General features: G+C 57.9%; 16 protein-coding genes. 5 read left to right on the forward strand and 11 right to left on the reverse strand.

What is annotated here, in order from left to right; translation table 11 throughout:
* The first annotated feature begins 8 nt into the window (after positions 1–8).
* The 4 genes from AC2AXP_RS15745 (at position 9) to AC2AXP_RS15760 (ending at position 4,299) form a co-directional block, all read left to right on the forward strand.
* On the forward strand, positions 9–989 hold the full coding sequence (locus tag AC2AXP_RS15745) for an ABC transporter substrate-binding protein (RefSeq protein ID WP_004955292.1): 981 nt from the start codon (positions 9–11) through the stop codon (positions 987–989).
* 63 nt (positions 990–1,052) lie between these two features.
* Positions 1,053–1,907, forward strand: a complete 855-nt coding sequence (locus AC2AXP_RS15750) for an ABC transporter permease (protein ID WP_004955295.1) — start codon at positions 1,053–1,055, stop codon at positions 1,905–1,907.
* The gene (locus AC2AXP_RS15755; RefSeq protein ID WP_004955299.1) at positions 1,907–2,764 is read left to right on the forward strand and encodes a quaternary amine ABC transporter ATP-binding protein; all 858 of its coding nucleotides are present in this window, start codon (positions 1,907–1,909) and stop codon (positions 2,762–2,764) included. Before AC2AXP_RS15750 ends, AC2AXP_RS15755 begins: the two co-directional genes overlap by 1 nt.
* An 8-nt stretch (positions 2,765–2,772) precedes the next feature.
* A complete protein-coding gene (locus AC2AXP_RS15760) occupies positions 2,773–4,299 on the forward strand; it encodes an HAL/PAL/TAL family ammonia-lyase (protein WP_371901996.1) in 1,527 nt (508 codons plus the stop codon).
* A 47-nt stretch (positions 4,300–4,346) separates the two neighbouring features.
* Here AC2AXP_RS15760 and AC2AXP_RS15765 read toward each other — a convergent pair whose 3' ends face one another.
* The 8 genes from AC2AXP_RS15765 to rlmD all read right to left on the reverse strand — a co-directional run bounded on the left by AC2AXP_RS15765 (position 4,347) and on the right by rlmD (position 15,458).
* Positions 4,347–5,543 (reverse strand): methionine gamma-lyase, encoded by a 1,197-nt coding sequence (locus AC2AXP_RS15765; protein WP_039991139.1) that lies wholly within the window; start codon positions 5,541–5,543, stop codon positions 4,347–4,349.
* A gap of 32 nt (positions 5,544–5,575) precedes the next feature.
* A complete protein-coding gene (locus AC2AXP_RS15770; protein WP_198773293.1) occupies positions 5,576–5,956 on the reverse strand; it encodes a hypothetical protein in 381 nt (126 codons plus the stop codon).
* Positions 5,957–5,965: 9 nt separating this feature from the next.
* Positions 5,966–7,156: an NAD(P)/FAD-dependent oxidoreductase gene (locus AC2AXP_RS15775; protein WP_004955310.1), complete on the reverse strand. Its 1,191-nt coding sequence runs from the start codon at positions 7,154–7,156 to the stop codon at positions 5,966–5,968.
* A gap of 294 nt (positions 7,157–7,450) precedes the next feature.
* On the reverse strand, positions 7,451–8,746 hold the full coding sequence (gene eno / locus AC2AXP_RS15780) for a phosphopyruvate hydratase (RefSeq protein ID WP_004955312.1): 1,296 nt from the start codon (positions 8,744–8,746) through the stop codon (positions 7,451–7,453).
* A gap of 207 nt (positions 8,747–8,953) precedes the next feature.
* Positions 8,954–10,591, reverse strand: a complete 1,638-nt coding sequence (pyrG, locus tag AC2AXP_RS15785; RefSeq protein WP_198773292.1) for a glutamine hydrolyzing CTP synthase — start codon at positions 10,589–10,591, stop codon at positions 8,954–8,956.
* A 379-nt stretch (positions 10,592–10,970) separates the two neighbouring features.
* A complete protein-coding gene (mazG, locus tag AC2AXP_RS15790) occupies positions 10,971–11,765 on the reverse strand; it encodes a nucleoside triphosphate pyrophosphohydrolase (protein ID WP_004955315.1) in 795 nt (264 codons plus the stop codon).
* Between the two features lie 102 nt (positions 11,766–11,867).
* Positions 11,868–14,099 (reverse strand): GTP diphosphokinase, encoded by a 2,232-nt coding sequence (relA, locus tag AC2AXP_RS15795; RefSeq protein WP_004955316.1) that lies wholly within the window; start codon positions 14,097–14,099, stop codon positions 11,868–11,870.
* Positions 14,100–14,108: 9 nt separating this feature from the next.
* A complete protein-coding gene (rlmD, locus tag AC2AXP_RS15800) occupies positions 14,109–15,458 on the reverse strand; it encodes a 23S rRNA (uracil(1939)-C(5))-methyltransferase RlmD (RefSeq protein WP_484381799.1) in 1,350 nt (449 codons plus the stop codon).
* Positions 15,459–15,520: 62 nt separating this feature from the next.
* Here rlmD and barA point away from each other — a divergent pair, with 62 nt between their 5' ends.
* A complete protein-coding gene (barA, locus tag AC2AXP_RS15805) occupies positions 15,521–18,250 on the forward strand; it encodes a two-component sensor histidine kinase BarA (RefSeq protein ID WP_004955320.1) in 2,730 nt (909 codons plus the stop codon).
* Between the two features lie 96 nt (positions 18,251–18,346).
* Here the strand turns inward: barA and AC2AXP_RS15810 are convergent, their stop codons facing one another.
* Genes AC2AXP_RS15810 through garL form a run of 3 tightly spaced genes read right to left on the reverse strand, consistent with a single transcriptional unit; the run spans position 18,347 to position 21,173 of the window.
* Complete coding sequence (locus AC2AXP_RS15810; RefSeq protein ID WP_004955322.1) at positions 18,347–19,486, reverse strand: glycerate kinase; 1,140 nt, start codon at positions 19,484–19,486, stop codon at positions 18,347–18,349.
* 12 nt (positions 19,487–19,498) lie between these two features.
* The gene (gene garR, locus AC2AXP_RS15815; protein WP_004955324.1) at positions 19,499–20,389 is read right to left on the reverse strand and encodes a 2-hydroxy-3-oxopropionate reductase; all 891 of its coding nucleotides are present in this window, start codon (positions 20,387–20,389) and stop codon (positions 19,499–19,501) included.
* 10 nt (positions 20,390–20,399) lie between these two features.
* Entirely contained in the window at positions 20,400–21,173 is a 774-nt protein-coding gene (garL, locus tag AC2AXP_RS15820; protein ID WP_039991144.1) for a 2-dehydro-3-deoxyglucarate aldolase, read from the reverse strand.
* Positions 21,174–21,216 lie beyond the last annotated feature (43 nt).

The raw sequence follows: 21,216 nt of genomic DNA on the forward strand, positions 1-21,216 counted from the left end.
AGATAATCATGCAAACCACAACGTCAGTTATTTTTAAAACACTATGGGTACCGCTTATTGCACTCGGATTAACGTTTGCCAGCAGTTCTGCCAAGGCGGCCGGCTGGTGCGAGTCCGGCAAACCGGTCAAGTTTGCCGGACTGAACTGGGAAAGCGGCATGTTGCTGACCGACATCATGCAATACGTGCTGCAAAAGGGTTATGACTGCAAAACCGATGCGCTGCCGGGTAACTCTATCACCATGGAGCAGGCGGTCGGCACCAACGATATCCAGGTGTTTGCCGAAGAGTGGATTGGCCGCAGTGAAGTGTGGAACAAGGCCGAAAAAGCCGGCAAGGCGGTCAGCGTCGGCGCGCCAATCGTTGGTGCGGTGGAAGGCTGGTATGTGCCACGCTATGTGGTCGAAGGCGACGCCAAACGTAACATCAAGCCGTCGGCGCCCGATCTGAAAAGCATTCCGGATCTGGCGAAGTACGCGCAGGTATTCAAGGATCAGGAAGAGCCGAACAAAGGCCGCTTCTATAACTGTCCGGCGGGCTGGACCTGCGAGCTGGACAACACCGCCATCCTGAAAAAATTCAAACTGGACGACAAGCTGACCAATTTCCGCCCCGGCACCGGACCGGCGCTGGATACCGCCATTCTCTCCAGCTACCGCCGCGGCGAACCGATCCTGTTCTACTACTGGTCGCCTACGCCGCTGATGGGTCAGCTCGATTTGGTCAAACTGGAAGAACCCGGCGTGGATAAAAACATTCAGATCAAAGTCGGTCTTTCCAGCGTCTTCAATCAGCAGGCGCCAGAACTGGTAGCGGTGCTGGGCAAGATCAATCTGCCGCTCGATCTGCTGAACCAGAATCTGGCACGGATGAGCAAAGAGCGCATCCGTTCAGACAAGCTGGCGCTGGAGTTCTTCAAGCAGCACCCGGAAATCTGGCAAAGCTGGGTGAGCGAAGACGCAGCGAAGAAAATCCAGGCGTCCCTGTAAGGCGACTGACGTTAGATAACTACCGGGGCCGGCTGAACCCCGGTCCAGACAGGGGCTATATCTATGTTTCCAGAACGCTTTACCTTCTCGATTGCCGATTGGATTAATGGCTGGGTCGATATCCTGGTCAACAACTACGGCGATATGTTTCGCAACATTTCCGACAGCCTGCTGTGGGCGGTGATTCAACTGGAAGGCCTGCTGCGTGCTACGCCGTGGTGGCTAATGCTGGCGGTCGTCGGCTTGCTGGCCTGGCATGCGACCCGCCGCTGGCTGCCGACAGCGGTGATGGTCGGGCTGCTGCTGCTGGTTGGCGCCGCCGGCATGTGGGACAAACTGATGCAAACGCTGGCGCTGGTGCTGGTTGCTACGCTGCTGGCGGTGATCATCGGCATCCCACAGGGTATTTTGGCCGCGCGCAGCGATCGCGTGCGGGCGGTGATGATGCCGCTGATGGACGTAATGCAGACCATGCCAAGCTTTGTCTATCTGATCCCGGTGCTGATGCTGTTCGGCCTGGGCAAGGTGCCAGCGATCCTGGCGACGGTGATTTACGCCACGCCGCCGCTGATCCGCCTGACCGATCTGGGTATTCGCCAGGTCGATAAGGAAGTGATGGAGTCGGTCACCGCATTTGGTGCCAACCGGTGGCAAAAACTGTTCGGCGTCCAGCTGCCGCTGGCACTGCCGAGCATTATGGCCGGTATCAACCAAACCACCATGATGTCGCTGTCAATGGTGGTGGTGGCGTCGATGATCGGCGCACGCGGGCTGGGCGAGGACGTACTGGTGGGCATCCAGACGCTGAACGTCGGGCTGGGGCTGGAAGCCGGCCTGGCCATTGTCATTCTCGCCGTGGTCATTGACCGCATCACTCAGGCCTATGGCCGCTCTGCGGTTGTTGCGAGGGAATCCTGATGAATAAAATCGAAATCAAAAACGTTTACAAGATCTTTGGCCAACGCACCACCGAGGCGCTGGCGCTGAGCCAGCAAGGGAAAACCAAGCCAGAGGTGCAGTCAGCAACCGGCTGCGTGATCGGCGTACACGATCTGTCGATGAGCATCGCTGCCGGTGAGATTTTTGTCATTATGGGGTTGTCCGGATCGGGAAAATCCACCCTGGTGCGCCACTTCAACCGCCTGATCGAGCCGACCAGCGGCGAGATCCTGGTCGACGGCGAAGACATTCTGCGCTACGACGAAAAACAGCTCGAACATTTTCGCCGGCACAAAATCAGTATGGTGTTCCAGAGCTTCGGCCTGCTGCCGCATAAGACGGTGCTGGAGAACGTCGGCTACGGCCTGAAGGTGCGCGGTGAAACCAGAGAAGTTTTTCAGGCGCGAGCGCAACACTGGATCGACACCGTTGGCCTGAAAGGCTATGAGAAATCCTATCCGCATCAACTTTCCGGCGGTATGCGCCAACGCGTCGGACTGGCGCGCGCCCTGGCCACCGACACCGATATCATTCTGCTGGATGAAGCGTTCAGCGCCCTCGATCCGCTGATCCGCGCCGAGATGCAGGATCAACTGCTGGCACTGCAAAAAGAGCTGCATAAGACGCTGGTATTCATCACTCACGATCTGGATGAAGCGGTACGCATCGGTAACCGTATCGCCATCTTGAAGGACGGCAAGCTGATCCAGGTCGGCACCCCGCAGGAGATCCTGAATAATCCGGCAGATGAATACGTCAACCGTTTTGTACAGCGCCGATTGGCGCTGGATGAAAACATGCAAAAACCGCGTCCAATGATGATGGCCAGCGCCTGAGGAGAACCATGATGCATTCCGTTTCCGGCGTGGAGATTGATCGCCAGCCGCTGCGCTGGCAGGACGTGGTGGCAGTAGCGCGCGACGGTGCGCCGCTCAGCCTGTCCCCTGCCGCCTGGGCGCGTATCGACAATGCGCACGGCATCGTCAGGCAGATTGTCGACGGCGAACAGCGCGCTTACGGCGTTAATACCGGACTCGGCGCGCTGTGCAATCAGGCGCTGCACGGTGAACAGTTGGCGCAACTGTCACGCAATACCCTGCTGAGCCATGCCTGCGGTGTCGGTGCGCCGCTCAGCGATAGCCAGACGCGGGCGATCGTCTGCTGCGCCGTGATCAATTACAGCCACGGCAAATCCGGCATCCAGCGTCCGCTGGTGGAAGCGCTGCTGGCGTTGCTCAACCGTGGCATTACGCCACAGGTACCTGCGCAGGGTTCGGTCGGCTATCTGACGCATATGGCGCACGTTGGCGTGGCGCTGCTTGGCCTCGGTCAGGTCAGCTATCGCGGACAGATTGTCGCCGCCAGCCAGGCACTGGCCGAGGAACAGATTGTGCTGCCACCGCTCGGCGCCAAGGACGGTCTGTGCCTGGTGAACGGTACGCCGTGCATGACCGGTCTGGCCTGCCTGGCACTGGCCGATGCCTGGAGTCTGCTGCGTTGGGGCGATGTACTGGGTGCGATGAGTTTTGAAGCGTTACGCGGTCAGCAGGCGGCCTTCGACCAGGAGATCCTGGCCTTGAAGCCGCATCCCGGCATGCAACAGGTGGGGCATAATTTGCGCGCCTTGCTGAGCGGCAGCGAAGTGATTGCCGCCGCAGAAGGCATCCGCACCCAGGATGCATTAAGCATTCGTTCCATACCACAGGTGCACGGCGCCTGCCGCGATCAGTGGGCGCATGCCGCACGGCAGATTGAAAACGAGCTGAACGGTGCCAGCGATAACCCACTGCTACTGGGCACACCGCAACGCTACCGTGTGGTATCGCAGGCCAATCCTCACGGCGAATCGGTAGCAATGGCCGCCGATCTGCTGGCGATTGCCCTGGCAGAACTGGGGGGGATCGCCGAACGCCGCATCGATCGCCTGATCAACCCACTGGTCAGCGGCCTGCCGGCGTTTCTGGTCAGCGAGCCGGGGGTCAACTCCGGCATGATGATCGCTCAATACGTCGCCGCCGCGCTGTGTGCGGAAAACCGCCAGTTGGCGCAGCCGTGCGTGGTGGACAACTACGTCACCTCGGCATTGCAGGAAGATCACCTCAGCCTCGGCACCGGTGCGGCGCTGCGCTTGCATAAGGCGGTGGCCAACTGCCGACAGATTCTGGCGATTGAATACCTGCTGGCCGCCCAGGCGTTTGAGTTCCTGACGCCTACCCGCTTCGGCGTCGGCACCGGGCGTGCCTGGCAACGGCTGCGACAGAGCGTTGCGCCGTATCACCAGGATCGCTGGCTGGCGCCGGATATTGCCGCCAGCGCCGCCCTGATTGCCGATGACGGTGTCCTGGCCGACATCACCCCGTATCTCGCTTAAACCGCTGCGGCCCTTTCGTCGATCAAAGGGCCGCGTCTCCCCTGGAATCACTTCACCTTTGCCAGCGCCTGTTCGATATCGGCGCGCAGATCCTCCACGTCTTCCAGACCGGCAGACAGACGGATCAATCCGTCACTGATGTGGTGACGTTGGCGCTCTTGCTCGCTGTAGGCCGAGTGAGTCATGCTCGCCGGGTGCTGCGCCAGCGTTTCGCAATCCCCCAGGCTGACCGCCCGCAAGATCAATTGCAACGCGTTGAGGAAAGCGATGCCTGCCGCCATTCCACCTTTCAGTTCACAGGCGATCATGCCGCCGGGACGCGCCATCTGCCGCTGTGCCAGCGCGTACTGCGGAAAGGTGTCCAGGCCCGGATAATATACCTGCGCCACCGCCGGATGGCGGGCAAGCATTTCCGCCAGCCGCTGAGCGGTATCGCAGTGTCGTTGCATACGCAGCGGCAGCGTCTTCAAGCCACGTAGCAACAGCGCCGCATCTTGCGCCGACAGCACCGCACCGTTCATGTCCTTGAGGCCGATAAGGCGGATCTGTTGCGCCAGTTCCGAGGTGGTGATCACCAAGCCGGCCAGCAGATCGCCATGACCACCAAGGTATTTGGTGGCAGAATGCACCACGATATCCGCCCCCAGCGCCAGCGGCTGTTGCAGATACGGCGTGCAATAGGTGTTGTCGACCAGCAGCAGCGCGCGCTGGCGATGCGTAATCTCCGCCACCGCCTGAATATCCACCAGACGCATGTTCGGATTGGCGGGCGTTTCGCAGTACACCAGACGGGTACGCGGGCCAATGGCCGACGCCAGCTTCTCTGGCTGCGTCATGTCAACGTGCGTCACCTTGACGCCAAAACGTGCCAGACCATGATGAAAATAACTGAACGTGCAACCATAAATGGTTTCATCAACGATCAGTTCATCGCCCGGCGCCAGCAGCGTCCAGCAACAGGCGGTCACCGCCCCCATGCCGGAGGAAAAGGCCACCGCCGCCTCGCCGCCCTCCAGATTGGCAATACGCTGCTCCAGCAGGTGCAGGGTCGGGTTGGCAATGCGTGAATAAAAATAGCCGTGCTCAGTGCCGGCAAAGCAGGCACCGCCATACTCCGCCGAGGGAAAGGTAAAGGTCGAACTCATAAATACCGGTGGGCAAAGCGCGCCGTGATACTGCTGCGGATCATAACCGTAATGAATCGCACGAGTGGCAAAAGCCTGTTTGACTGGATGAGTAGACATAGACGCGTCCTGTACGATGAACAGTGGAAGAATTACTCTTCGGGGGATTCCGCCGGTAAGCGGCTGCTACGCATACGCTGCCCGATGATTTGCAACGTGCGCAATACCAGCATCAACCCCAGCAGGGTATCCGGCTGGCGCAGCACCCCATATAACGCACGCAAACTGGCGGTCGGCGCATCGCGTTGCAGTTCGCTGTGCGCCATTTTTAGTGCCATGCCGCCTTCCCAACCCAATGCGGTGAGATCCTCAAACAGCCCTGCCAGTTTCTCCACCAGCGCGTTGTCGGCGATATCGGTCAGATCCGACAGCAGCGACAGCAGGTCGACAACGTTGTCCAACCTGCCGCTCGCCAACAGCGGAGATAATTTATCCATCAGCGCCGTCAGCGCCTCGTTCTGCGTTGCTTCCATGGCGCCTCCTTAAATCAACCCGCGTACCGTGGCCCAATACAGACCGCGGTTAAATCCGTTGCGTAGCATGCCGCCCAGCTTGGTGGCCGGAGTCGGCACCACGTCGTGACGGTAGTCATAAACCAGCGGCATACCCGCCTGCAGCCCCATTTGCGCCACCGCCTGCACCTTGCCGTCGTAATGACAGATCGGTTGTCCAAGCCGCATTTCCGCTACGATATTGTCGGCAATCACCGGCGCCTGATTATGGCAAGACCCTCCAGCCTTGCTGATCGGCAGATCCACCGTATCGCCAATCACATACACTCCTTGCTGGCCATAAACCTGCAACGTTTGCGGATCGGTCGGCAGCCAGCCCTCACCGTTATCAATGTCGCTCAAACCGGTATTGCGTACCGCCTCCACCGCTCGGATCGGTGGCGTTGCCATCAGAATATCGAACGGTTGCTCTTCCCCCTCGGCGGAATAGGCCACGCGCCGTTCGGTATCCACCCGATCGAGAGTGAATCCCCGCTGGTGCCTGATGCCGCGCGCTTCAAATATCGCCGGCAACGCTTCACCGGTGGGGCGTTGTAAAAACAGGCAGTTGCGCAACAGCTGTGAAATCGTCGGATAGGTGTAAACAATCTCGACCGCCTTGCGCACCCCGCGCCGCCGCAGATAATCATCCAGCATCAGCGTGGTTTCAATCGGTGCGATGCCGCACTGATGTGGGACGTTGGGAGTCTGTGGGAAGGAAACGGTAATAAAGATGCGGCCTTTTTCAATGGTCGCCAGCTTGTGCGCCAGTTGCCGTGCTGCCGTATATTGATAGAAATGATCGCCGGCCTGCGCCAGGCCGGTTATTTTATCCGGCCAGGGAACGCAGCCGGTAGCGAATACCAAAAAATCGTAGCCGTATTTATTTCCGCTATGCGTTACAACCTGGCGCTGCTGGAAATCAAAACGTTCCGCCTTATCGACGACAAATTTAATTTCTGGCCGCAACAGACTTTGCTGCGAGCGCATTAATTCCTGTTTAAAAAATGCATTAAACGCCACATACATAAATGCTGGCTTGTAATAATGCAGCGCCGTTTGCGATATCATTAATAACTCGACTTTATTATTAATAATTTCACGATGCAGCTTGGCGGCAAGAAGATTAGCCAGTATGGTGCCACCCGTACCGCCACCAACGATCACAATTCTTTTGCGCATGGTTCCCCACTCTGCCAATTTTTATCACCTTGGCCACAGTATGAAGTTTATTTGCCAGAATTGAGTCTAGTAACAGATGAATATAACGCCAAACCAAATGGAATAAATAAATATTTATTTTTATTAGTTAAATAAAACCAAATGGATAAGAATATTGTTTAAATGAATTAATAATACAGGAACTACTATCAAACTATTTATAACCGCACTCACCGTTATTATTGCCTATACGATCGACAGCCATAAAAAAACCCGCCGTAGCGGGTTTTAAATTAATCACCGGGAAAAGCGTGATTACTGACCTTTAACTTCTTTGAGGCCATTGAATGGCGCGCGGTCGCCCAGCGCTTCTTCGATACGAATCAGCTGGTTGTATTTGGCGACGCGGTCAGAACGGCTCATGGAACCGGTCTTGATTTGGCCAGCCGCAGTGCCTACCGCCAGATCGGCGATGGTCGCGTCTTCGGTTTCACCTGAACGGTGAGAGATCACCGCGGTGTAGCCAGCATCTTTAGCCATCTTGATTGCAGCCAGGGTTTCGGTCAGAGAACCGATCTGGTTGAATTTGATCAGGATGGAGTTGGCGATGCCTTTCTCGATGCCTTCTTTCAGGATTTTGGTGTTGGTAACGAACAGATCGTCGCCAACCAGCTGGATTTTGTCGCCCAGCACTTTGGTCTGGTAAGCAAAACCGTCCCAGTCAGATTCGTCCAGACCGTCTTCGATAGACACGATCGGGTACTGCTTGGTCAGCTCTTCCAGGAAGTGGGTGAACTCTTCAGAAGTGAAGGCTTTGTTGCCTTCGCCAGCCAGCACATATTTGCCATCTTTGTAGAATTCGGATGCTGCACAGTCCATCGCCAGGGTCACGTCTTTGCCCAGCTCGTAACCGGCCGCTTTCACCGCTTCGGCGATAACTGCCAGCGCTTCGGCGTTGGAACCCAGGTTAGGCGCGTAGCCGCCTTCGTCGCCAACGGCGGTGTTCAGGCCTTTGGCCTTCAGCACTTTCGCCAGGTGGTGGAACACTTCGGAACCGATACGTACCGCGTCTTTCAGCGTCTTGGCGCCAACCGGCTGAATCATGAACTCCTGAATGTCGACGTTGTTGTCGGCGTGCTCGCCGCCGTTGATGATGTTCATCATCGGCAGAGGCATGGAGAATTTGCCTGGGGTGCCGTTCAGTTCAGCGATGTGCTCGTACAGCGGCATGCCTTTAGAGGCCGCAGCCGCCTTGGCCGCAGCCAGGGAAACCGCCAGAATGGCGTTGGCGCCGAACTGGGATTTGTTCTCGGTGCCGTCCAGCTCGATCATGATCTTGTCGATGTTCGCCTGGTCTTTGGCATCTTTGCCCAGCACGGCCTGAGCGATTGGCCCATTTACTGCTGCAACGGCTTTCAGTACGCCTTTACCCAGGAAACGAGACTTGTCACCGTCGCGCAGTTCCAGTGCTTCACGGGAACCGGTAGAAGCACCTGACGGCGCAGCAGCCAGACCAACGAAACCGCCTTCCAGATGCACTTCGGCTTCAACGGTTGGGTTGCCGCGTGAATCGATGATTTCACGGCCGATGACTTTAACGATTTTGGACATATAGGTTTTCCTCAGTCACAAGTTGAATATACCCTTGGTTTTTCAAGCCGCATCGTTGTTGGCTGCGGCTGCTCGCCCCAGTCACCTGGTGGTCCAGGCTGTCGAGGATGCACATCCTTGCCGACTGAATGCAGCTCGAAATCCGTTGGGTAACAAATCCCAGACAAACAACGCGCGGTTTATGCCGCGCGTTGCCTACCAAAACTCTTATTTCACTTGACGCTTCTGGTGCTCACCCGCCGCCTTGACAAAGCCAGCGAATAACGGATGCCCATCACGCGGCGTCGAAGTAAACTCAGGGTGGAACTGACAAGCAACAAACCATGGGTGGTTCGGCAGCTCGATAATTTCTACCAGCTTGTTGTCTGCGGAACGGCCTGCCACACGCAACCCGGCAGCTTCGATCTGCTTCAACAGCATGTTGTTGACTTCATAACGGTGACGGTGACGCTCAACGATGGTGGCTTCGCCGTACATCTGGCGCACCAGGCTGTTGTCGGTCAGGTGACATTGCTGACCACCGACGCGCATCGTGCCGCCCAAATCGCTTTCTTCGGTACGCACTTCAACGTTGCCGTCTTCGTCGCGCCATTCGGTGATCAACGCCACCACAGGATATTTACAGTCTGGCACAAATTCGGTCGAGTTGGCGTGTTCCATACCCGCTACGTTACGGGCGAACTCCATCAGCGCAACCTGCATACCCAGGCAGATGCCCAGATACGGAATATTGTTTTCACGCGCGTACTGCGCGGTCATCACCTTACCTTCAACGCCACGGTAACCGAAGCCGCCAGGGATCAGGATCGCATCCAGACCTTTCAGCACGTCGACACCGCGGGTTTCAACGTCCTGCGAATCGATCAGCTTGATGTTGACCGTCAGACGGTTCTTCAGGCCACCGTGCTTCAACGCCTCGATCACCGACTTGTAGGCATCCGGCAGTTCGACGTACTTGCCGACCATGCCGATGGTTACTTCGCCGCCTGGGTTCGCTTCTTCGTAAATCACCTGTTCCCATTCGGCCAGATTGGCTTCCGGCACGTTCAGGCTGAATCGTTTACAAATATAATCATCAAGCCCCTGAGATTTCAATAGGCCTGGAATTTTATAAATAGAATCAACGTCTTTCAGCGAGATAACCGCTTTTTCCGGCACGTTGCAGAAAAGTGCGATTTTGGCGCGTTCGTTAGCAGGAACCACGCGATCGGAACGGCAAATCAGCACATCCGGCTGGATACCGATGGAAAGCAGCTCTTTTACGGAATGCTGGGTAGGCTTGGTTTTTACTTCACCGGCAGCGGCCATGTACGGCACCAGCGTCAGGTGCATGTACAGCGTATGCTCGCGGCCCACTTCAACCGCCATCTGGCGGATGGCCTCGAGGAACGGCAGCGATTCGATGTCGCCGACGGTACCGCCGATTTCCACCAGCACCACATCGTGGCCTTCGCCACCTTCGATGATGCGTTCCTTGATAGCGTTGGTGATGTGCGGGATAACCTGTACGGTCGCGCCCAGGTAATCGCCACGGCGCTCTTTACGCAGTACGTCGGAATAGATACGGCCAGTGGTGAAGTTGTTACGGCGCGTCATTTTGGTGCGGATGAAGCGCTCGTAGTGACCCAAGTCCAGATCGGTTTCAGCGCCGTCTTCGGTGACGAAAACTTCCCCATGCTGGATCGGGCTCATGGTGCCCGGATCCACGTTGATGTACGGGTCCAGTTTCATGATGGTAACGTTGAGGCCACGGGCTTCAAGAATAGCCGCCAGAGAGGCTGCGGCAATGCCTTTACCCAGAGAGGATACGACCCCGCCGGTCACAAAAATATAATTAGTTGTCATGCTGAACCTGAGAGTTTAGGTTTAAAGACGATGGAAGAACCAAGACGGGAAAGTAGTATACCCGAACCTCTCTTGACCTACAAACGATCGTTTTACTCGCCATCATCTCTGTCGTCACCGTATGTTCCTCGAGGTTTAGCCTGTCAGCGCCGTCGACTCACTCTTTTCAAAACAATGAGTTAGTGGGAAAAGTTTTTGTTTAATGCCATTCTGCCGCGCTAAAACGTCTTACATTTCAGTTTGTTGGCCTTTTCCCCTCGCCCCGATGCACGGCGGCGAAACCATTTTCAGCTTAACCGTTTCAGCTTGGACGAACCTTGTCACCGATCAAACAAGCGGCAGGATTACCCTACCGCTGATGAGACAACAAAAAAGCCGTTTAGTTTTCGGCTTTCTTCACCTGTTGCCAGGCCTGCTCCATCTGTTCCAGCGTGGCCTCCTCCGTCGTCAGGCCCTGCTGCGCGATCAGGCTTTCCACCTGACGGAAGCGTCGCTCGAACTTGCGATTGGCGGCCTGGAGCGCGGTTTCCGCCTTATGGCCCAGATGGCGTGACAGATTCACCGTGGCGAACAGCAGGTCGCCGATTTCCTCTTCCAACTTCTGTGGGTCGACCACCGCCTGCTGCGCTTCGTGCATCACTTCGTCGATTTCTTCGTACACTTTGTCGAGCACCGGACCAAGGGTATGCCAGTCAAACCCCACCGAGGCACAGCGCTTTTGAATTTTGTGCGCCTTCATCAGCGCCGGCAGCGCCGTGGGAATGTCGTCCAGCACCGAATGCAACGCCTTCTCCGCGCGCTCCCCGGCCTTCAGCTGTTCCCAGCGGGCAGCCACCGCACCGACATCGCGCGCCACGGCATCACCAAAGATGTGCGGGTGACGCCGCTCCAGCTTATCGCTGATGGCATTACACAGGTCGTTGAAATCGAACAGCCCCTGCTCTTGCCCCATCTGGGCATAGAACACTACCTGGAACAGCAGATCCCCCAGCTCGTCGCGCAGATCGGCATAGTCGCGACGCGCGATGGCGTCCAGCACTTCGTAGGTTTCTTCCAGCGTGTAGGGCGCAATGCTGGCAAAGGTCTGTTGGCGATCCCACGGGCAACCGCTGTCGGGGTCGCGCAGCGTTTTCATGATGGTAAGCAGACGCTGCAAGGCAATAGGTTGAGTCATGTAAACATCTCTGGCAAAAGAAAGGGCCGGTTACGGCCCATAGGGGGTGATGCCGGAGGGATCTCCCCCCGGCAACCAGACGGCACGAAACACGCCGGGGATTCAGCTGCCGTGCAGCCGCTTGGCATCGATCACGTCCGGCAACTGGTTCAGCTTGGCCAACACCCGCCCCAGCACCTGCTGGTTGTAGATTTCGATATCCATATCGATGGTTGCCACCTGCTTTTTGGTATCGCTCCTGCTGGCCACGCCCAGCACGTTGACCTTTTCATTGGCCAGGATGGTGGTGATATCGCGTAGCAGACCACTGCGATCGTTGGCCGTTACGCGCACCACCAGCGAATAGCCGCTGGAATAGCTTTCGCCCCACACCGCGTCGACGATACGCTCCGGAGCATGGGATTGCAGTTCGGCCAGTTGATCGCAATCGGCGCGGTGGATCGAGATCCCACGCCCCTGGGTGATAAAGCCAATGATGTCATCGCCCGGGATCGGTTGGCAGCAACGCGCGATGTGATGCATCAGGTTGCCAACGCCCTCCACCACCACCCGACCGTCATCCTTGCGACGCGTAGTCGGCGGCGCCTTGTGCTGCACCAGTTGACGCAGGGCTTCGCGATCCTGCTCCTCGGCGCTCGGTTTGTTGAACTTGCCTTGCAGGAAGTTGACCATCTGATTGAGGCGAATATCGCCGCCGCCGATCGCCGCCAGCACTTCATCCAGCGAGTTCATGTTGTAACGCGGGATCAGCAGCTTTTCCGCGTCCTTCAGGCTGATGCCAAGATGCTCCAACTCATTGTCGAGCATTTGCCGTCCGGCCAGTATATTCTTGTCACGATCCTGCTTGCGGAACCAGTTGTGTATCTTAGAACGGCCGCGGCTGGTGGTCACGTAGCCCAGGTTCGGGTTCAGCCAGTCACGGCTGGGGTTCGGCTGCTTCTGGGTGATGATTTCGATCTGATCGCCCATCTGCAACTGATAGGTAAACGGCACGATACGCCCGCCAATCTTGGCGCCAATACAGCGGTGACCGACATCGCTGTGAATGTGGTAGGCGAAATCCAGCGGCGTAGAGCCGGCCGGCAGATCCACCACGTCGCCCTTCGGCGTAAATACGTACACCCGGTCGTCGAACACCTGGCTGCGTACTTCGTCGAGCATTTCGCCGGAGTCGGCCATTTCTTCCTGCCAGGCAATCAGCTTGCGTAGCCAGGCAATACGTTCTTCATAGCCGGAGCGCACCGTGGCGATGGCGCCCTCTTTGTATTTCCAGTGTGCCGCCACGCCCAGCTCGGCGTCTTCATGCATCTGCCGGGTACGGATCTGGATTTCAACCGTTTTGCCGCGCGGCCCGAGCACCACGGTATGGATTGACTGATAGCCGTTCGGTTTCGGGTTGGCGACATAGTCGTCGAACTCGTCAGGCAGGTGGCGGAAATGGGTATGCACGATGCCCAGCGCCGCGTAGCAGTCTTGCAGACGTTCGGCCACGATACGCACCGCGCGCACGTCGAACAGCTCATCGAACGCCAGCGCCTTCTTCTGCATTTTGCGCCAGATGCTGTAGATGTGTTTTGGCCGGCCATAAATATCGACCTTGATGCCTTCGTCGACCATCGCCTTGCGCAACGAGGAGACGAAGTCGTCGATAAACTGCTCGCGATCGATGCGTCGTTCATGCAACAGCTTGGCAATGCGCTTGTATTCTTCCGGGTGCAGATAACGGAAGCAGAAATCCTCCAGCTCCCATTTCAACTGGCCGATACCCAGCCGGTTAGCCAGCGGCGCATAAATGTTGGAACACTCTTTGGCCGCCAGTACACGTTCGTCTTCCGGCGCGTCCTTGACCTCTCGCAAATGGGCGATACGCTCCGCCAGCTTGATCACCACGCAGCGGAAATCTTCCACCATCGCCAGCAGCATGCGGCGCACGTTATCGACCTGCTCAGAGCCCATCGAATCGTTGTGCGTCGCCTTCAATTGACGAATGGCGTCCATGTCGCGCACGCCGTGCACCAGGGCGACGATGCCCTTGCCGAAGGTCTCGCTCAGGGTATCTTCCGCCACCACGTTGGCATCAACCAGCGGGAACAGCAGCGCGGCGCGCATGCTGTCGTTGTCCATGCTGAGCGTCGACAGGATTTCCACCATTTCCAGACCGCGCCATAACAGGATCGGCGCATCGGGATGATGCTGAGTTTGCTGCTCACAGTAGCGCCAGGTTGCGGCTAAACGCTCACATGACTGCGGGTTAGGTAGCCCAAGGCTTTCGATCCACGCATCGAGCGCGAATTCGCCCGCCGTGTTCAGATGTGCACTTCTTACCGCAACCATACCTTCTCCCTACTTTGCAGCGGCCCCTGACGCCGTGTCGTTTATAAACAGCGCCATTGATTCAAGATGCCCCGTGTGCGGGAACATATCCAACATTCGCACACGCGCAAGACGATAACCGGCGGCCAGCAATACCTTGCTGTCGCGTGCCAGCGTGCTGGGATTACAGGAAACGTAAACCACTCGCTCTGGCGCCAGTTTTACAATATGTGACATCACACCAGCCGCACCCGCGCGGGCAGGATCCAGCATCACTTTATCAAATCCCTGTGCTGCCCAAGGCTGCCGCTCAACGTCATCTTCCAGATTCTCATGGAAGAAAGACGCATTATTCAGCAAATTCTTATGTGCATTATATTGCCCATTCGCTACCAGCGTGGCAACACCTTCGATGCCCACCACCGCTTTGGCGCGCCGGGCCAGCGGCAGGGTAAAGTTGCCCATGCCGCAGAACAGATCCAATACACGATCATTGGGTTGTAGCTCGAGCCATTCAAGGGCCTGAGCCACCATTTGCTGGTTTACCGCGTCATTGACCTGAATGAAGTCACGCGGACTGAAGTCTAAGCGTAGTCCGTCAACCTGATAATACGGCGTTTCACCGCACAGTTTTTCCAGCCGTTCGCTGTTGGCCGCCAGAAAAACTGCTAGCGTATGCTGCTCGGCAAACGCCAGCAGCGCCTGGCGATCGGCCGGTTTCAGCGCGTCAAGATGGCGCAGCACCAGAAGCGGGCCGTTGTCCGCCAGCACCAGCTCCGCATGGCCCAGGCGATTGGCGGCTTGCAGGCTGCTCAGGCAGGCGTGCAGCGGTTGCAGCAGCCGCTCCAGCGCTGGTGCCAGCACCGGACAGTGGCTGATGGGCACCAGATCGTTGGATGCCGCCTGGCGGAACCCCATCGTCAACGACTGTCGCCGGGGTTGCCAGGCCAGCCCCAGACGTGCACGGCGCCGATAACCATACTGCGGCCCGGCAATCATCGGTTCCGGCGGCACTCTGACGCCGGTTTCCCGTTCGATCATCCGCCCCAGCGCCGCCGCCTTGCTCTGCTGCTGCAACGCCGCATCGGCGTGCTGCTGCTGGCAACCGCCGCACACGCCAAAATGCGGACACTGCGGCTCAACCCGCTGCGGGCTGCGCGTCAGCAGGCGTTTCAGCTTGCCTTTGGCGAACTGACGCTTATCTTCCGTCAGCTGAATTTCCGCCTGTTCGCCCGGCAGTACCCCGGCGACAAATACCGCCTTGCCGTTGTGACGCGCCACGCCCTGGCCAAAGGGATCGAGATCGTCCACGGTAACGGTCAATATTTGTGGACTTTGCCGGGTCGTCACGCGGCGTTTGGGAGAGTAGAATTGCGCCATAAAATTGTCGATTGCTGGTTCATTAAGCTAGGATGAGCGCAATTCTCCCACATTGGATTCCCATGACCAAATACAGTCTGCGCGCACGCATGATGGTACTGATTCTGGCCCCGACGTTATTGATCGGCCTGCTGCTCAGTACCTTCTTTGTGGTGCACCGTTACAATGAGCTGCAAGAACAACTGGTTGATGCCGGCGCCAGCATCATTGAACCGCTGGCAGTGGCCAGCGAATACGGCATGACATTCCGCAGCCGCGAGTCGGTACGCCAGTTGGTCAGCCTGCTGCATCGCCGCCATTCGGACATTGTGCGCTCCATCACGGTGTTTGACGCGCAGAACAACCTGTTTGTCACCTCCAATTATCACCATAATTTTGGCCAGTTGCAGTTACCGAAGGGTGTGCCAATGCCCACAGAACTGATGCTGACACGGCGTGGTGATTCGCTGATCCTGCGGACCCCGATCCTGTCGGAAAGCCAATACCCCGACGAAACCGCCAGTGCCGACGTGCAACCGAATAATAATCTCGGCTACGTGGCGATTGAGCTGGATCTGCAATCGGTACGCCTGCAGCAGTATAAGGAAGTGTTTGTTTCCACCCTGCTGTTGCTGCTGTGCATGTGCATTGCCATTCTGTTTGCCTACCGCCTGATGCGCGACGTCACCGGCCCGATCCGCAACATGGTCAATACCGTCGACCGCATCCGCCGCGGCCAGCTCGACAGTCGGGTCGAAGGCTTTATGCTCGGCGAACTGCATATGCTAAAGAATGGCATCAACTCAATGGCGATGTCGTTGACCGCCTATCACGAAGAGATGCAGCAGAACATCGATCAGGCCACCTCCGATTTGCGCGAAACGCTGGAGCAGATGGAGATCCAAAACGTCGAGCTGGATCTGGCGAAGAAACGGGCGCAAGAAGCGGCGCGCATCAAGTCCGAGTTTCTGGCCAACATGTCGCACGAGCTGCGTACCCCGCTCAACGGGGTGATCGGCTTTACCCGCCAGACGCTGAAAACCGATCTGAGCGCCACGCAAACCGACTATCTGCAAACCATCGAGCGCTCGGCGAATAATCTGCTGACCATCATTAACGATGTGCTGGACTTCTCCAAACTGGAAGCCGGCAAACTGGTGCTGGAGCACATTCCGTTCGCACTGCGCGAAACGCTGGACGAGGTCATCGTGCTGCTGGCACCCAGCGCGCATGAAAAAGGGCTGGAGCTGACGCTGGATGTACATAACGACGTCCCGGAGCAGGTGATCGGCGATTCGCTGCGCTTGCAGCAGGTGATCACCAACCTGTTGGGCAACGCGGTGAAATTTACCGAAACCGGCAATATTGATATTCGCGTCGAATTGCGCAACCGCTTTGAACGTCAGGTTGAACTGGAAGTACAGATCCACGACACCGGCATCGGTATTTCCGAGCGCCAGCAATCGCAGCTGTTCCAGGCCTTCCGCCAGGCTGATGCCAGCATTTCCCGCCGTCATGGCGGCACCGGCCTTGGGCTGGTGATCACCCAGAAGCTGGTAAAGGAAATGGGCGGCGATATCTGCTTCCACAGCCAGTTGAACCGCGGTTCGACCTTCTGGTTCCATATCACCCTCGATCTGAACGAAGGCATGCTGACGTTGCCGTCACGCTTACCTGAGCTGCAGGGGAAAACGCTGGCCTACATTGAAGCCAACCCAACGGCAGCACAGGCGACGCTGAATATGCTCAGCGTAACGCAGCTGATCGTTACCCATTCGCCGACCTTCGCCCAATTGGCGAAAAACGACTACGATTTTCTGCTGGTCGGCATACCGATCCCGTTCCGCGACACCATTGGCCAGCATAAGGAAAAACTGCAAGAAGCGTTGCAACTGGCCAAACGGGTGATCCTGGCACTGCCCTGCCAGTCACAGATCGATGCCGAACAGCTTAAGCAGCTTGGCGCCGTGGGTTGCCTCACCAAGCCGATTACCGCCAATCGCCTGTACCCGCTGCTGCGCATGGAAAACCCGGCTCGGCAGAACGCATTGCCGGAACGCCGACGTTTACCACTGACGGTGCTGGCAGTGGACGATAATCCGGCCAATCTGAAGCTTATCGGCACGCTGCTGAACGAGCAGGTGGAACAGACTTTGCTATGCGAAAGCGGCGAGGAAGCGATCGCGCTGGCACGCGATAACGTGCTCGACATGATCCTGATGGACATTCAGATGCCGAACATCGACGGCATACGCACTGCCGAGCTGATCCGCCAAATGCCACATCACAATTCCACGCCGATCGTGGCGGTCACCGCCCATGCCGTTAGCGGCGAACGCGAGCACCTGTTGCAATCCGGCATGGATGACTATCTGGCAAAACCGATCGACGAGGCGATGCTGACACGCGTGCTGTCGCGTTATCACAGCGACGGTGACCCACAGTCAGCGGCGCTACCGCATGCCGGCGATGCGCAGCTTTCACTCGATTGGCCATTGGCGCTACGCCAGGCAGCCAATAAAGAGGATTTGGCGCGCGATCTGTTGCACATGCTGCTCGACTTCCTGCCGCAGGTTAAAAAGCAGGTGCAGGCCTTGCTGGACGGCACGCTGGAGGTGGAAATTATCGATATCATTCACAAGCTGCACGGCAGTTGCAGCTATAGCGGCGTTCCACGCCTGAAGCAGCTGTGTTTTTATCTTGAGCAACAGCTGCGTCTGGGCGTCAGCCGCAGCGATCTGGAGCCGGAATGGCTGGAACTGCTGGATGAGATAGAACTGGTCAGCCAGGCGGCGCGCCAACATTTACGCTAGACATGCAGACCGGCGCATACCGCCAGACGCTGAGGCCCCCCTGACCAATATCTCGCGTTACAGAGCGGCCCCTGTAACTCAGGCAGGGGCCAGACGCTACCCTTGCTGCGCCAGTCGCAACGTCGCCGCAATATTGCGCGCCGCCATGCGCACGTTGTCGGCTGCGCCGTTCAGCGCCTCCTCCAGGGTACAAACGCTGTAAAGCACGCTAAATACCGCATCCAGACCGTGTTGATGCACCACGCCGACGTCGGTGCTCAGGCTACCGGCAATGCCGATCACCGGCTTGTTGTGACGTTTGGCCACCCGAGCAACGCCAATCGGCACTTTGCCGTTGATGCTCTGGCTATCGATACGCCCCTCGCCGGTGATCACCAAGGTGGCATCGCGCACCAGAGCATCAAGACCCAGGGCTTCGGTAACGATTTCGATACCCTGCCGCAGTTCGGCCTGACAGAACGCCAACAGCCCGGCCCCCATGCCCCCTGCCGCTCCGGCGCCAGGCACCCGTTCAACGTCGATACCCAGCGTGCGCTCAATCACCTGCGCATAGTGCTGCAAGGCACGGTCCAGCTCGGCCACCATTTGCGGCGTCGCGCCCTTCTGCGGGCCAAAAATGGCGGAGGCGCCATCGGCGCCGGTCAATGGATTGCTGACGTCGCAGGCGACTTCGAATTTGCACTGACCGATACGCGCATCCAGGCCGCTAAGGTCTATATCGGCCAGCGTCGCCAACGCCGCACCGCCAAACGCGATGTCGTTGCCCTGCTCATCCAGCAAGCGTGCGCCCAACGCCTGCACCATGCCCGCACCGCCGTCATTGGTGGCGCTGCCGCCAATGCCGATAATGCAGTGCTTCACCCCGTGATCGAGCGCACAGCGGATCAGTTCGCCGGTGCCGTACGAGGTGGTGTTCAGCGGATTGCGCCGTTCGGCCGGCAGCCGCTCCAGCCCGCTGGCCGCGGCCATTTCAATAAATGCGCTTTGTTCATCACCGGACAGGCCAAAAAATGCCCGCGTTTTTTCTCCCAATGGCCCGGTCACCTCCACCTCGATTGTCTTGCCACCGGTTGCGGCCACCATCGCCTCAACCGTGCCCTCACCACCGTCGGCCAGCGGTAATTTAACGTATTCCGCATCGGGGAAAATCTCCCGGAATCCGGCTTCAATACCGGTAGCTACCGCCAGGGCAGATAAACTTTCTTTGTATGAATCCGGCGCAATCACTATTTTCATAAGCAGCCTGCGTTACCTCTGACGAGTGACTTCAACCTGGGCCAATTTTTCGTAATAGCAGGCCAACGCACTGTGATCGGCATTGCCGAGATCGTCAACGCGCAGCGCCTGCATCATTTCCATCACCGCGGCGGTGAGCGGCAGCTGCGCGCCAATGCCATGCGAGGTATCCAGCGCATTGGCCAGATCCTTGATATGCAAGTCGATACGGAATCCCGGCTTGAAGTTGCGATCCATCACCATCGGCGCCTTGGCATCCAGCACCGTGCTACCCGCCAGCCCGCCACGGATTGCCTGGTACACCAGATCCGGGTTGACGCCGGCCTTGGTGGCCAATACCAACGCTTCGGACATCGCGGCAATATTCAGCGCCACAATCACCTGATTAGCCAGTTTGGTGACGTTGCCGGCGCCGATTTCCCCGGTGTGCACCACCGAACCGGCCATCGCTTTCATCACTTCGTAGCAACGCTCAAACACCTCTTTATCGCCGCCAACCATCACCGACAGGCTACCGTCAATCGCCTTCGGCTCGCCACCGCTGACCGGCGCATCCAGCATCGCAATCTGCTTGTCCGCCAGTCTGGCGCTGATTTCACGGCTGGCCAACGGCGCGATCGAGCTCATGTCGATCAGCACGCTGCCCGGCTTGGCGCCGTCGATAACGCCGTGTTCACCTAACACTACCTGCTGTACCTGCGGGGAATTGGGCAGCATGGTGATCACGATGTCGCTCTGCGCCGCTACCGCTTGCGGCGTCTCGGCCGACTCGGCGCCCAGCGCCAGCAGCTCGGCGGTGGTGTCGGCGTGATAATTGAGCACCACCAGTGAATATCCGGCTTTCAGCAGGTTTTTGCTCATCGGCTTGCCCATGATCCCCAGACCAATAAATCCAACTTTCATCGTATTCCCCTTATTTCTCGCTAGTTTTAAAACGGTCGCACAGTGCCTGGGTGGCATTGCGCAACACCCCCAGATCGCTGCCGACGGCGACAAACTGCGCGCCCCATTGCAGGTAGCGACGCGCATCGGCCTCCGCCGGCGCCAAGATGCCGCTCGGTTTACCGGCGGTTTTGGCTCGGTCGAAAATATGGCGGATCACCGCCTGCACTTCCGGGTGATTCGGCTGGCCGAGATATCCCAGCGCCGCCGACAGATCGCCTGGCCCGACAAAAATACCGTCCACGCCGTCCACTGCGGCGATCGCATCCAGGTTATCGACCCCAGCCTGGGTTTCGATCTGCACCAGTACGCTGACGTTGTCATTGATGGTGGCAAAGTAATCCGCCACCGTACCGTAGCCGTTGCTGCGGTGCGAAACCGACACGCCGCGAATGCCGGCCGGCGGGTAGCGCGTCGAGGCCACCGCCTGCAGTGCCTGCTGTTCGCTTTCGACGAACGGGATCAGAAAGTTGTGAAAGCCAATATCCAGCAGCCGTTTGATGATCACCGGCTCGTTGCACGGCGGACGCACCACTGCGGCACTGTCGCTGCCTTTCAATGCCATCAGTTGCGGTACGAAGGTGGTAATGTCGTTGGGGGCATGTTCGCCGTCCAGCACCAGCCAGTCAAAACCGGCCAGCCCCAGTACTTCGGTGGAAATCGGATTGCCCAGCGCCGACCAGCAGCCGATAAGGGTTTCCCCCTGCTGCAATGACTGGCGGAAGCGGTTGTGGCAACTTTTCATGGCGTTTCCTTGTATTTTGCGTTGGGGAAGAAATGCATCGGCG

This window comes from Serratia sp. Sp408 (assembly GCF_057180665.1).